Origin of the sequence: Achromobacter sp. ACM05 (assembly GCF_019218915.1) — a bacterium.
Classification (GTDB): domain Bacteria; phylum Pseudomonadota; class Gammaproteobacteria; order Burkholderiales; family Burkholderiaceae_B; genus Achromobacter; species Achromobacter animicus.
In genome coordinates, this window is sequence record NZ_JAHUWQ010000005.1 from 222727 (window position 1) to 234857 (window position 12131).

Below are 12131 nucleotides of genomic sequence, written 5' to 3' on the forward strand. Positions count from 1 at the left end.
TCCAGAAACAAAAGCAAATGGTCTTGCCGGCATAGCTCAGTTGGTAGAGCAGCGCATTCGTAATGCGAAGGTCGTAGGTTCGACTCCTATTGCCGGCACCAGATTTCCAAAAAGCAGCCCTCTCGGGCTGCTTTTTTCATTTCATCCCTGCCCGCCCTCAGCCCCACCCCGCCACCCCCGGCCGGGAACTCGCGCTGATCGCCGTGCATCCAACCCCCTTGGACCATCCCAGCGGAATAAACCATGCGCATTCTTCTCGTGGAAGACGACATGATGATCGGCGAAAGCGTACTGGACTGCCTGCGCGCGGAACACTACGCCGTCGATTGGGTTCGGGACGGCAGCGCGGCGGACTCCGCGCTGCGCACCGATCCTTACGACCTTGTACTGCTCGACCTGAGCCTGCCCAAGCGGGACGGACTGACGCTGCTGCGCGACATGCGCACCCGCAAGGACCGCACGCCGGTGCTCATCGCCACTGCGCGCGACGCGGTCAGCGACCGGATCGCCGGGCTGGACGCAGGTGCCGACGACTACATCGTCAAACCCTATGACGTAGACGAACTGCTGGCGCGCATGCGGGCACTGATCCGCCGCAGCGCGGGCCGGGCCGAGCCCATTTTCGAGCACGACGGCGTCACCATCGACCCGCAATCGCACGCCGCCATGGTCGACGGCGCGCCAGTGGCGTTGACCGCGCGCGAATGGGCAGTACTGGAACCGCTGATCGCGCGGCCCGGCATGATCTTCTCGCGCGCCCAGCTCGAGGAAAAACTCTATAGCTGGAAAGACAGCATCAGCAGCAATGCCGTTGAGGTTTATATTCATGGCCTGCGCAAGAAACTGGGTCCCAACCTGATCCAGAACGTCAGAGGCGTCGGCTATGTCATCCCCAAAACATGAGCATTCCGCTTAGCTATTCGCTGAGAGCCCGGCTGCTTTTCTTTCTGCTGGCCGCCATTGCGGTCGGTGCGCTGGTGCAAGGCGCAATCGCCTACCGCAGCACCCTGGCGCAGGCCGACGACATCTTCGACTCGCTGCTGCAGCGCACCGCCCTGTCGTTGGGCACCGGCGACGGGCTGCTGAGCACCGGCCCCACACATGCGCGCGGCGCCGGATCGCCGGTTGCCGATGACCTCATCATCCAGATCTGGACGCCGGACGGCTTGCGCGTCTTCAACTCACGCTCGCGCCTGCGCCTGCCCAGCCAGATCGTCTTGGGGTTTTCCGACGCGAAGCTGGAAGGCGAAACCTATCGCGTGTATTCGCTGGCCACGCCCTTCCAGGTGATTCAGGTGGCGCAGGACATGCGCGTGCGCAAGAACATGGCCAGCGCCCTTGCGCTGCGCACCGTCGCGCCGATTGCCGCCGCCGCGCCGCTGCTGATGCTGATCATCTGGTGCGTCGTCAGTTGGTCGCTGCGTCCGGTCAAGCGCGCGCGCGCCCAGGTGGCCGCTCGCCAGCCCGAAGATCTGTCGCCCGTCAGCGTCCGCGGGCTGCCTGATGAAATCCGCCCGCTGGTGCAGGAACTGAACCTGCTGCTCGAACGCATGCGCGGCGCATTTGCGCAGCAGAAGCAATTCGTGGGCGACGCGGCGCACGAACTGCGCTCGCCGCTGGCGGCGTTGCGCCTGCAGATGCAGGCGCTGCAGCGCGCAGCAGACCCCGCCGCGCGCCAGCTTGCCGAACAGCGCCTGACTGCCGGCATCGACCGCGCGACGCGGCTGGTCGAGCAGTTGCTGTCGATGGCGCGCCAGGAAGGCGCCCAGGAGCAGACGCCGCTGGCGCCGGTGGATCTGGCGGACGTGCTGCGGCAGGCGCTGTCCGAGACACTGCCCGAAGCAAACGCCAAATCCATCGACGTCACGCTGGACGGCGATACGCAAGCGCAGATGCAGGGCAATCGCGATGCGCTGGTGCTGCTGGTGCGCAATCTGCTGGACAACGCGATCAAGCACTCGCCTGCCGGTGGCCGCATCGGGATGCGCCTGGACCACGGCCCGGGCCGCATTTCGCTGATGATCGACGACGAGGGACCCGGCATCCCGGTCCATGAGCGCGAACGCGTGTTCGACCGCTTCTACCGGGCCGAAGGCAACACGACCCATGGCAGCGGATTGGGACTGGCCATCGCACGCACCATTGCCGACCGCCACGGCGCATCCATCACCCTTGAAGACGCGCCGTCCGGCCAAGGCCTGCGGGCGCGCGTCAATTTTCCCGCTTAGCCTGGATTTCTCCCGCTTAAGTTTCCCCTAAGTGTGCGGCCCGAAGATAGCGCCATGTTCCCAACATGATCGCAGGAGCCGACATGAAGACCACGCAAATCAAACCCTCGCGCCTCGTCCTGGCGCTGCTGGCAGCCGGCGCCATTGGCGGCGCAGGCGCAACCGCCTTGACCGGCAGCGTTTCGATGGCTGCCGAAGCCCCCGCCGCCACCGCTGCGTCCCAGCCGATCAGCGCGTCCGTGCCGCCCAACTTCGCGCAGATCACGCGCGAGTCCGGTCCGGCCGTCGTCAACATCAGCGTCAGCGGCACGCGCAAGGTGTCGGCCGCCGAAAGCGACGACCCGTTCGCGCAGTTCTTTGGCCAGGTGCCCGGCGCTCGTGGCCGCGCGCCGGCTCGTGAAGTCCCGATGCGCGGCGAAGGCTCGGGCTTCATCGTCAGTTCCGACGGCATCATCCTGACCAATGCGCACGTGGTCCAGGACGCCAAGGAAGTGACCGTGAAGATGACCGACCGCCGCGAATACAAGGCCAAGGTCCTGGGCGCCGACCCGCAGACCGACGTCGCCGTCATCAAGATCGAGGCGAAGAACCTGCCGGTCATCAAGGTGGGCGACGTGAACAAGCTGCAGGTGGGCGAATGGGTGCTGGCCATCGGCTCGCCCTACGGCCTGGAGAACACCGCCACCGCCGGCATCGTCAGCGCCAAGGGCCGTTCGCTCCCGGACGACACCTCGGTGCCGTTCATCCAGACCGACGTGGCCGTGAACCCCGGCAACTCGGGCGGCCCGCTGTTCAACGACCGCGGCGAAGTTGTGGGCATCAACTCGCAGATCTATAGCCGCACCGGCGGCTTCCAGGGGCTGTCGTTCTCGATTCCCATCGACCTGGCCTACAAGATCAAGGACCAGATCCTTGAGCACGGCAAGGTGCAGCATGCGCGCCTGGGCGTGACGGTGCAGGAAGTGAATCAGGATCTGGCCGACTCGTTCAAGCTGGATTCGCCGTCGGGCGCACTGGTGTCGAGCGTCGAAAAGGGCAGCGCCGCCGAAAAGGCCGGCCTGCAGCCGGGCGACGTTGTGCGCAAGATCGACGGCAAGACCATCGTGTCTTCCGGCGACCTGGCTTCGACGATCACCATGGCCGCCCCCGGCGAGAAGATCAAGCTGGACGTATGGCGCAACGGCGGGCAGAAGGAGATGGTCGCAACGTTGGGTGGCGTGCCCAAGGACAAGACCCAGGCGTCGGCCGACGGCCAGGAAGTGCAGCGCGGCCAGCTTGGCCTGGCGTTGCGCCCCCTGAGCCCGCAGGAGCAGCAGGAGTCGGGTGCGGAAGGCCTGCTCATCGAGCGTTCTGCAGGCCCCGCCGCCAAGGCTGGCATTCAGCCCGGCGACGTGCTGCTGTCCCTCAATGGGGTGCCGGTGCACAACGTCGGCCAGGTGAAGGCCGAGTTGTCGAAGGCGGGCAAGACCGTAGCCTTGCTGGTGCAGCGCGGCGAAGACAAGATCTTCGTGCCGGTGCAGATCGGCTGATCAGCCGGGCATCACTCCGCGTCGGGCTGCTTGCCCGGCGCGGCCGCCTCAAATGCCGGCAATGCCCGGCACGCCGCGTCGATGCGCAGGACATTGGGCATGGCCGACAGGTCACACTCGAAGCGCTGCGCATTCGCCACTTGCGGCACCAGGCACAGGTCCGCGATGGTCGGCGTGTCGCCGTGGCAGAACTGACCCGTGGCGCGGGAAGCAGCCAGTTGGGCTTCCAACGCTTCAAGACCCTGATGCACCCAGTGCTTGTACCAGGCCGTCTTGGCCGCTTCATCCACGCCCAGCGTGTGCTTCAGATACTTCAGCACGCGCAGGTTGTTCAGCGGATGCGTATCGCAGGCGATGCCCAGCGCCAGATCGCGCACACGCGCACGGCCGATGGCGTCGGCAGGAAGCAGCGGCGTTTCCGGGTGCGTTTCTTCCAGGTATTCGATGATCGCCAACGATTGGCCGATGACCGCATCGCCATCGACCAGCGTGGGAACCAGCGCGGTCGGGTTCACCTTGCGGTAGCCGGCCGACAGTTGCTGGCCGCCATCCTTCAGAAGATGAACCGGCACGGTCTCGTACGGCAGGCCCTTCAGGTTCAGGGCAATGCGTACGCGATACGCGGCCGAGCTGCGGAAGTAGCTGTAAAGCTGCATGGTGTCTCCTCGGTATTCTTGTGGCGCCGCCCGCGTGGGCGGCGCTTGTTCATTCCAGCGATTCGGTCTGGGCCGCCTTGCGCGACAAGCCCTTGGGCAGCGGAAACGCGACGTTTTCTTCCAGCCCCGGCATCTTGCGCACCGAGACGGCGCCAAGTTCCTTGACGCGCGCGATCACCTGCTGCACCAGCACTTCCGGCGCCGAGGCGCCCGCGGTCACGCCGATGCGCTTGCGGCCGACGAGCCAGGCGGGGTCGATGGATTCCGCGCCGTCGATAAGATAGGACGCGACGCCCTTGCGCTCGGCCACTTCGCGCAGGCGATTGGAGTTCGAGCTGTTGGGGCTGCCCACGACCAGCACCAGATCGCATTCCGGCGCCAGGATCTTGACCGCATCCTGCCGGTTCTGCGTGGCGTAGCAGATGTCGCTTTTCTTGGGCTCGGCGATGCTGGGAAAGCGCGCCTTCAGCGCTTGCGACACCGCGGCCGCGTCATCGACCGACAGCGTGGTCTGCGTGACGTAGGCCAGGTTTTCGGGATCGGTGACTTCGAGGCTGGCGACGTCTTCGACGGTTTCGACGAGGTACATGCCGCCCTGCGCCTGGCCCAGGGTGCCTTCGACCTCGGGATGCCCCTTGTGGCCGATCATGATGATCTCGCGGCCGGCGGCGCGCATGCGCGCGACTTCGATGTGAACCTTGGTGACCAGCGGGCAGGTGGCGTCAAAGACCTGCAGCCCGCGCGCTTCCGCTTCAGCGCGCACGGCCTTGGAGACGCCATGCGCCGAAAACACCACGATGGCGCCCGCGGGCGCATCGTCGAGCTCGTCGATGAAGATGGCGCCCTTGGCGCGCAGGTCTTCCACGACGTAGCGGTTGTGAACGATCTCGTGACGCACGTAGATGGGCGCGCCGTGCAGTTCGATGGCCCGTTCGACGATATCGATGGCGCGATCCACGCCTGCACAGAAGCCGCGCGGCTGCGCCAGCAGGACTTCGGCGTCGGAGGCGGTGACAGCCTGGCTCATCAAAGCACTCCCAGCAGCGCCACGTCCACTTTCAGGCTGATGCCTGCCAGCGGGTGGTTGAAATCGAATAGCGCGGATTCGTCGTTGATTTCCTTGAGGACGCCCGAATAGCGGCCGCCATTGGGCGCGGTGAATTCAACCAGGTCGCCGGGCTCGAACGTGGCGTCCTCGCCGGCGTGCTGCGCCAGCATGGCGCGCGTCACGCGCTGGATCAGTTCGGGATTGCGGTCGCCGTAGGCGTCTGCCGGCTCGATGGTGACGCTGAACTTGTCGCCCTCGGCGCGGCCGACCAACGCGGCCTCCAGGCCAGGCGCCCACTGCCCGCCGCCCATTTGCAACGTGCCGGGACGGCCGTCGAAGGTGTCGGTGAACACGGAACCCGCCCCCGGGCCCGAGGCCAGGGTGATGCGGTAATGCAGCGTCAGGTAGGAATCCGGACGGACCAAAACGTTCACTTCATTAGAGGCGATGCTCACGATCTGCCACCGTATGGGTATTTGAGTAAACCCTGATTTTAGAGCCTCTTATGAAATTGTCCGTCCGGCTGCCAAAACAAGACCGTCCCCGAGAGCGTCTGCTCCGTCACGGGGCCGCATCGATCCAGGATGCCGAGCTGCTGGCCGTCGCGCTGCGCACGGGGATTCCAGGGCTGAATGTAGTGGATCTGTGCCGTCAATTGCTGGACCGGTTCGGCGGGCTGCGCGGGTTGCTGAGCACCTCGCCCCAGGACCTGATGTCCATCGCCGGATTGGGGGCGTCCAAAGCCTGCACCCTGGCGGCGCTGCTGGAACTGGCCCGCCGCGCCATGGAAGAAGACCTGGTTCGGGACACCGCCATGAACCACCCCACCCGAGTGAAACAATATTGCAAGGCGGCGCTCGGCCATCTGCAAGTGGAGCACTGCATCGCCCTGTACCTGGACGCCCAGCTGCGCCTGATCGCCACGGGCGAACTGGCGCGGGGCACGCTCTCGCAGGCGGCGGTCTACCCGCGGGAGGTCGTGCGCGAGGCCTTGCGCCACCACGCGGCGGCCCTCATCGTGGCGCACAACCACCCGTCTGGCGTGGCGTCGCCCAGCGCGGCAGACCACGGCTTCACGCGGCACCTGAAGGAAGCCCTGGCGCTCGTGGACATCAAACTGATCGACCACCTGATCGTCGCGGGAGGCTCGGCGGTGTCGCTGGCTGAACTGGGCTGCCTCTGACCGCAACAAGCGCCGGAATTCCGTTAGACTACCGCCCGATATTGTTTTAGGCTTAACCTAATTCCGGCCCTCGCGACCTTTCCTTGCCCGCCATGAAACGCCTGTGGGACATTTCCCCGCCCGTCTCGACGGCATCTCCCGTCTTTCCGGGCGACACGCCGTACCGCCAGCAATGGAAGTGGACGGTTACGCCCGGCTGTCCGGTCAACGTCAGCGAAATCACGATGTCGCCGCACATCGGCGCGCATGCCGACGCCCCGCTGCACTACCAGAACGGGGCCGCAGCCATCGGCGCGGTTTCGCTTGAACCCTTCCTGGGCCCTTGCCGCGTGATCCATGCGATCGACTGCGGCGACCTCATCACGATCGACCATCTAGCCCATGCGGCGCACAACCTGCCGCCCCGCGTGCTGGTGCGCACCGCCAAGCACGCCGCGCAGGACTGGTGGACGGATGACTTCTCCGCCTACGCGCCCCAGACCATCGAATGGCTGGCCGAACGCGGCGTCATGCTGATCGGTCTGGACACCGCCAGCATCGACCCCGCTTCCAGCAAGACCCTGGACAGCCACCATACGATCTTGCGGCACGACATGCGGGTACTGGAGAACCTGGTGCTCGACGACGTGCCGGAAGGCGATTACGAGTTGATCGCCTTGCCGTTGGCGCTGATCCAGGCCGATGCCAGCCCGGTCCGCGCGGTCCTGCGCGAACTGTAGGCTGATTTGCCGGCCCGGGCGCGGCTGCCCGACAGCAGCCGCCCCGCTTGGAGAATCGACCATGCAATTCCTATTCGCGCCCCACTGGCGCGCCCTGCCCGCATCCGCCCGCCGCGCCGCGCCGCCCTGCCACGGAGGCCGCGCATGAGCCAGAACGAACGCCCCGAAGACATCGTCCACCAGGAAAAGGCGCAACTCGATTTCGCGCGCGACATGACCTACGGCGATTACCTGCATCTTGATGAACTGCTTGGCGCCCAGCACCCGATGTCGCCCGAGCACAACGAGATGCTGTTCATCATCCAGCACCAGACCAGCGAGCTCTGGATGAAGCTGATGCTGCACGAGCTGCGGGCCGCGATCGCCAGCGTCGCAGAGGACCGCCTGCAGCCGGCCTTCAAGATGCTGGCGCGCGTCAGCAAGATCATGGAGCAGCTCGTCCACGCCTGGGACGTGCTGGCAACCATGACGCCGCCTGAATACTCTGCGCTGCGTCCCTATCTGGCGCGCTCCAGCGGATTCCAGAGCTACCAGTACCGCCAGGTCGAATTCCTGCTGGGCAACAAGAATGCGGCCATGCTCAAGCCGCATTCGCACCGCGCCGACCTGCTGGCCCAGGTGCAGAGCGCTTACGAGGCCCCGTCGCTGTATGACGAGGCGCTGCGCCTGCTGGCGCGCAACGGCCTGGATATTCCGGCCGATCACCTGGAACGCGACTGGACCCAGCCGTATCAGGCGTCGGCGGCGGTCGAAGCCGCCTGGCTGACGGTCTACCGCGACACGGACCGCTATTGGGCGCTCTACCAGCTTGGTGAAAAGCTGACCGATCTGGAAGACGCCTTCCGGTTGTGGCGATTCCGCCACGTTACGACGGTCGAACGCGTCATCGGCTTCAAGCGGGGCACGGGCGGCACGTCTGGCGTGGATTACCTGCGGCGCATGCTGGAAGTGGTGCTGTTTCCGGAAATCTGGAAACTGCGCACGGATCTCTGACATTTGCGTCGCGCTGAAACCCGGGCTGCATGACAGCCCGGGCGCCCATTTGCGGCTGGCCGCAGGCAGCATCGCGTGCTAGAATGCGGGGTTACTTTTTGGATACGTGGCTAGCGCCTGTCGCGCCAAGATTTGGTAGCGAACCGCGGCAGCGGAACCAGGCAGCTGTAGCTGGCGACCCTAACTCTTGAAAAAGACTCGACCGAGTCTAGGAAAGCACCATGAAAGAAGGCATTCACCCCGAATACCGCGAAGTCGTCTTCGCCGACCTGCAAACGGGCAACAAGTTCATCACCCGTTCGACCGTCCAAACGCGCGAAACCGTTGAACTCGACGGCAAGACGTACCCGCTCTTCAAGTGCGACGTGACCTCCGAATCGCACCCGTTCTACACTGGCGCCCAGACCCGCATCGTCGAAACCGGCCGCGTGGAAAAGTTCCGCGCCCGCTTCGCCCGCACGGCTGGCACGGTCAAGTCCGCTTCCTGATCCTGTTGCTCCTACGGGAGTCACAGCAAAAAGGCAGCCTTCGGGCTGCTTTTTTTTCCCCCCTCGACGCCAGAAGGCCGGTCAGGGGGTGGCGCATCCCGACCACTCGGTTACATTAACGCCCGTGTCCCCACTTTCCATTTCCACGCCGGCCCGGCTTACGTCGGTAGCCACCGCAAAACTGCCCCGCCTTATCCTGCTGGGCCTGTCCCTGGCCTACATCGTGGCCGGGCTGTTCATGCGCGACCCGTGGAAAACCGACGACGCCGTTGGACTGGCGACGATGATCACCGCGATCCGCGAAGGCGGCCTGACCTGGCTGCTGCCGCAGGTGGGGCACCTGGCCCACGCCGAGGAAGGTCCGCTGATCACCTGGGTGGGCGCCATCAGCATCTGGCTGTTCGGGCCGTTCATCGGGGACATCACTGCCGGCCGCCTGCCCAATCTGCTGTGGTTCGGCATCACGGCCTCGAGCGTCTGGTACGGCACGTATCTGCTCGGCCGCCGGGCCGAAGCCCAGCCGCTGGCGCTGCCCTTTGGCGGGGAACCCGAACCGCGCGACTACGGCCGCATGCTGGCCGACGCCGCCCTCCTTTTGCTGCTTGCCACGGTCGGCATCCTGCAGCGCACCCACGAAACCACCGTCATCCCCGCCATCATGGCATGCCAGGCGCTTGCGTTCTATTCGCTGGCGCGCACGGTGGATCGTCCCGTCACCGGCTCGACCACGCTGGGCATTGCGCTGGCTGCCAGCTTCCTGACGCGCGGTTGGGTGGGCGCCCTGCCCATCATGGTCGGCGTGGCGCTGGCCTTCTATCCGCGCAGCCAGCTCTGGAAGTGCAAGCGCTGGATGCTGTGGGCCGCGGTGCTGGCAACCGGTCTGATCCTTGCCTGGTGGATTCCCGCCAGCCAGGGCAGCGAGTACTGGATCCGCAACTGGAAGACCTGGAATCTGTCGTCCTTCGCCATCCCTGGCCTGCACGACGCCGCCCGCACGCTACGCGACCTGCCGTGGTACCTGTGGCCGACCTGGCCGCTGGCGCTGCTGGCGATCTGGCGGTGGCGCGCCTGGATCTACGCGCCGCACATCTGGGTGCCGCTGATGCTGCTGGTGTGTTCGGCGGTGATCCTGTTCTTCGTGGATGAGGCCAGCGATTCCGAATTCGTGCTGCTGGCCGTGCCGTGCGCGGTGCTGGGCGCGTTCTCGCTGCCCACGCTGCGCCGCGGCGTGGTGAACACGCTGGACTGGTTTGCCGTCATGTGTTTTTCGCTGACGGTGGCCACCGCCTGGCTCGGCTGGGTGGCCCTGCACTTCCAGTGGCCGGCGCAGATTTCTCGCAACATCGCCCGCCAGACCACCGGTTATGAACCCGTGATCTCGTGGGTCGCCTTTGCGCTGGCGCTGCTCTTCACCCTGGGGTGGATCGTCCTGGTCGTCTGGCGGCTGCGCGTGCGTCCCCAGGCGCTGTGGCGCGGCACCGTGCTGTCGGCCGGCGGCCTGACCGTAACGTGGATCCTGCTCGTGCTGTTGTGGCAACCTGCCGTGGACTACGCACGCAGCTATCGCACGGTGTCCGGCCAACTGGCCCAGGCCATCGCGCAGCACAAGCGCCCGGGCGAGTGCATCCGGGGGCTCAGCCTGGGCAGCGGCCAGCGTGCCTCGTTCCTGATCTTCAACAACCTGTCGTTCCCGTTCGACACGCGCTGCACGCTGGTCCTGCAACAGACCACCAACCAGAGCCTGCGCGACGGCACGGCCGCGTACAGCGAAGGCGCCGAAGTCCTCTGGCAAGGCGGCCGCCGCGCCGACCGTTCCGAAGTCTTCCGCCTGCTGCGAACCGGCGTCAAGCCATGACCGCCGCGATCGGGGCGCCGATGACCTTCGGCGCCACCCTGCGCGGCATCGCCAGGCAGGCCTGGCCCGTCCTCATCAGCCAGTGGGCCAGCATCTCTTTCGGGGTGCTGGACACCGCCATGACGGGACACTCCAGCCCCGACGATCTGGCGGCAATGGCGCTTTCCGCTTCCATCTACATCACCGTCTTCGTCGGCCTGATGGGTGTCGTGCACGCCCTGATCCCGATCCTGGCGCAGCAGTTCGGCGCCGGCAACAACGCGGAAGTCGGAAAGAGCTGGGGCCAGGGCGTGTGGCTGGCGCTCGGCCTGTCGGTCGTGGGCGCCGCGCTGATGCTGTTTCCGGACATGTGGCTCTTCATGTCGGGGGACGTCGCCCCGGGCGTGCGCGACCGCATCGCGTCGTACCTGCAGGCACTGGTGCTGGCCCTGCCCGCCGCGCTGGTGTTCCGCACCATCTACGCGCTGGGCACAGCGGTGTCGCGGCCCAAGCTCGTCATGGCCATCAACCTGTCCATCATCGGCTTCAAGGCGCTGTTCAACTGGCTCTTCATCTACGGCAAGCTGGGCCTGCCGGCGATGGGCGCGGCCGGCGCGGGGCTGGCGACAGCCGTGGTGTCGTGGATGAGCCTGGGCCTGGGTCTGTGGGTGATCACGCACGATCGGTATTACCGCCGCTTCCAGCTTCGCATCGGCAAGCCGGACTGGAAGGCGCTCAAGGAACTGCTGCGCCTGGGCATCCCGATGGGCGGCTCGTACCTGGTCGAGGTCTCAGCGTTCACGTTCATGGCGCTGCTGGTGGCGCGCGAGGGCACCTTCGTGACCGGCGGGCATCAGATCATGTCGAACCTGGCCGCGCTCTGCTACATGATGCCGATGGCGCTGGGCGTGGCGACCGCCGCGCTGACGGCGCAGGCCATCGGCGCGGGCAATTATGCGCACGCCCATCGCACCGGCATGGCCGGTCTGGCGCTGGGTCTGATCGGCGCGCTGCTGACGGCTGCGGTGCTGCTGATCGGCCGTCCGCTGATCCTGGCCGCGTACACGGACGACGGCGCGGTTGCCGCCGTCGCAACCACGCTGCTTGCCGTGCTGCCGCTCTTTCACCTGTTCGATTCGATGCAGTGCATCAACTCGTACCTGCTGCGCGCGTACAAGATCGCGGTCGTGCCGCTGATCCTGCAGACGGTCGCGCTGGCGGGCGTGGGGCTGGTTGGGGGCTGGTGGTTTGGGTTTGGTCCCGGCCGGGGCGGCATCGACGGTCTGCGCGAAGTGCTGGTGCCGGGCTCGCCGCAGGGGGCCGGCAGCATGTGGCTGATGGCCATGTTCGGGCTGGCTTTGTCGGCGGTCCTGCTGCACCTCTGGTATCGGCGCATACTGCGGACGGTGGGGCGATAAAGGTCGCGAAATGAAGAAAGGCAGCCGGTTGGCTG

At 66.1% G+C, this 12131-nt stretch carries 12 protein-coding genes and 1 tRNA gene; 10 read left to right on the top strand and 3 right to left on the bottom strand.

Features of this window, described 5'->3' with window-relative positions; translation table 11 throughout:
• Positions 1 to 25 precede the first annotated feature (25 nt).
• From KW836_RS25755 to KW836_RS25770, 4 genes are all read left to right on the top strand, one after another.
• Positions 26 to 101, top strand: a tRNA-Thr gene (locus tag KW836_RS25755).
• A gap of 142 nt (positions 102 to 243) precedes the next feature.
• Positions 244 to 903: a response regulator gene (locus KW836_RS25760; protein ID WP_218345125.1), complete on the top strand. Its 660-nt coding sequence runs from the start codon at positions 244 to 246 to the stop codon at positions 901 to 903.
• On the top strand, positions 900 to 2228 hold the full coding sequence (locus KW836_RS25765; RefSeq protein WP_218345126.1) for an ATP-binding protein: 1329 nt from the start codon (positions 900 to 902) through the stop codon (positions 2226 to 2228). Before KW836_RS25760 ends, KW836_RS25765 begins: the two co-directional genes overlap by 4 nt.
• An 83-nt stretch (positions 2229 to 2311) precedes the next feature.
• The gene (locus KW836_RS25770) at positions 2312 to 3757 is read left to right on the top strand and encodes a DegQ family serine endoprotease (RefSeq protein ID WP_175124697.1); all 1446 of its coding nucleotides are present in this window, start codon (positions 2312 to 2314) and stop codon (positions 3755 to 3757) included.
• Between the two features lie 11 nt (positions 3758 to 3768).
• On the opposite strand, the gene maiA is transcribed toward KW836_RS25770, so the two are convergent.
• From maiA to KW836_RS25785, 3 genes are read right to left on the bottom strand one after another with little or no spacing between them, the layout of a single operon-like run.
• A complete protein-coding gene (gene maiA, locus KW836_RS25775) occupies positions 3769 to 4413 on the bottom strand; it encodes a maleylacetoacetate isomerase (RefSeq protein WP_218345127.1) in 645 nt (214 codons plus the stop codon).
• Between the two features lie 49 nt (positions 4414 to 4462).
• Entirely contained in the window at positions 4463 to 5440 is a 978-nt protein-coding gene (gene ispH, locus KW836_RS25780) for a 4-hydroxy-3-methylbut-2-enyl diphosphate reductase (protein ID WP_175124699.1), read from the bottom strand.
• Positions 5440 to 5916, bottom strand: a complete 477-nt coding sequence (locus KW836_RS25785; protein ID WP_175184333.1) for a peptidylprolyl isomerase — start codon at positions 5914 to 5916, stop codon at positions 5440 to 5442. The genes ispH and KW836_RS25785 overlap by 1 nt, the downstream gene beginning before the upstream one ends.
• 50 nt (positions 5917 to 5966) lie before the next feature.
• Between KW836_RS25785 and radC the strand changes: the two genes are divergently transcribed.
• The 6 genes from radC (at position 5967) to KW836_RS25815 (ending at position 12096) form a co-directional block, all read left to right on the top strand.
• Positions 5967 to 6644, top strand: coding sequence for a DNA repair protein RadC (gene radC / locus KW836_RS25790; RefSeq protein ID WP_175124701.1), 678 nt, complete (start codon positions 5967 to 5969; stop codon positions 6642 to 6644).
• A 92-nt stretch (positions 6645 to 6736) separates the two neighbouring features.
• Positions 6737 to 7363, top strand: coding sequence for an arylformamidase (kynB, locus tag KW836_RS25795; RefSeq protein ID WP_175184432.1), 627 nt, complete (start codon positions 6737 to 6739; stop codon positions 7361 to 7363).
• Between the two features lie 144 nt (positions 7364 to 7507).
• The gene (gene kynA, locus KW836_RS25800; protein ID WP_056567541.1) at positions 7508 to 8356 is read left to right on the top strand and encodes a tryptophan 2,3-dioxygenase; all 849 of its coding nucleotides are present in this window, start codon (positions 7508 to 7510) and stop codon (positions 8354 to 8356) included.
• Between the two features lie 221 nt (positions 8357 to 8577).
• Positions 8578 to 8844, top strand: a complete 267-nt coding sequence (locus tag KW836_RS25805) for a type B 50S ribosomal protein L31 (protein WP_008164119.1) — start codon at positions 8578 to 8580, stop codon at positions 8842 to 8844.
• 124 nt (positions 8845 to 8968) lie between these two features.
• The gene (locus KW836_RS25810) at positions 8969 to 10699 is read left to right on the top strand and encodes a glycosyltransferase family 39 protein (RefSeq protein ID WP_175184332.1); all 1731 of its coding nucleotides are present in this window, start codon (positions 8969 to 8971) and stop codon (positions 10697 to 10699) included.
• Positions 10696 to 12096 carry an MATE family efflux transporter gene (locus tag KW836_RS25815; protein WP_218345128.1) on the top strand — a complete coding sequence of 467 codons (1401 nt, stop codon included), beginning with the start codon at positions 10696 to 10698 and terminating at the stop codon, positions 12094 to 12096. Before KW836_RS25810 ends, KW836_RS25815 begins: the two co-directional genes overlap by 4 nt.
• The last annotated feature ends 35 nt before the right edge of the window (positions 12097 to 12131 follow it).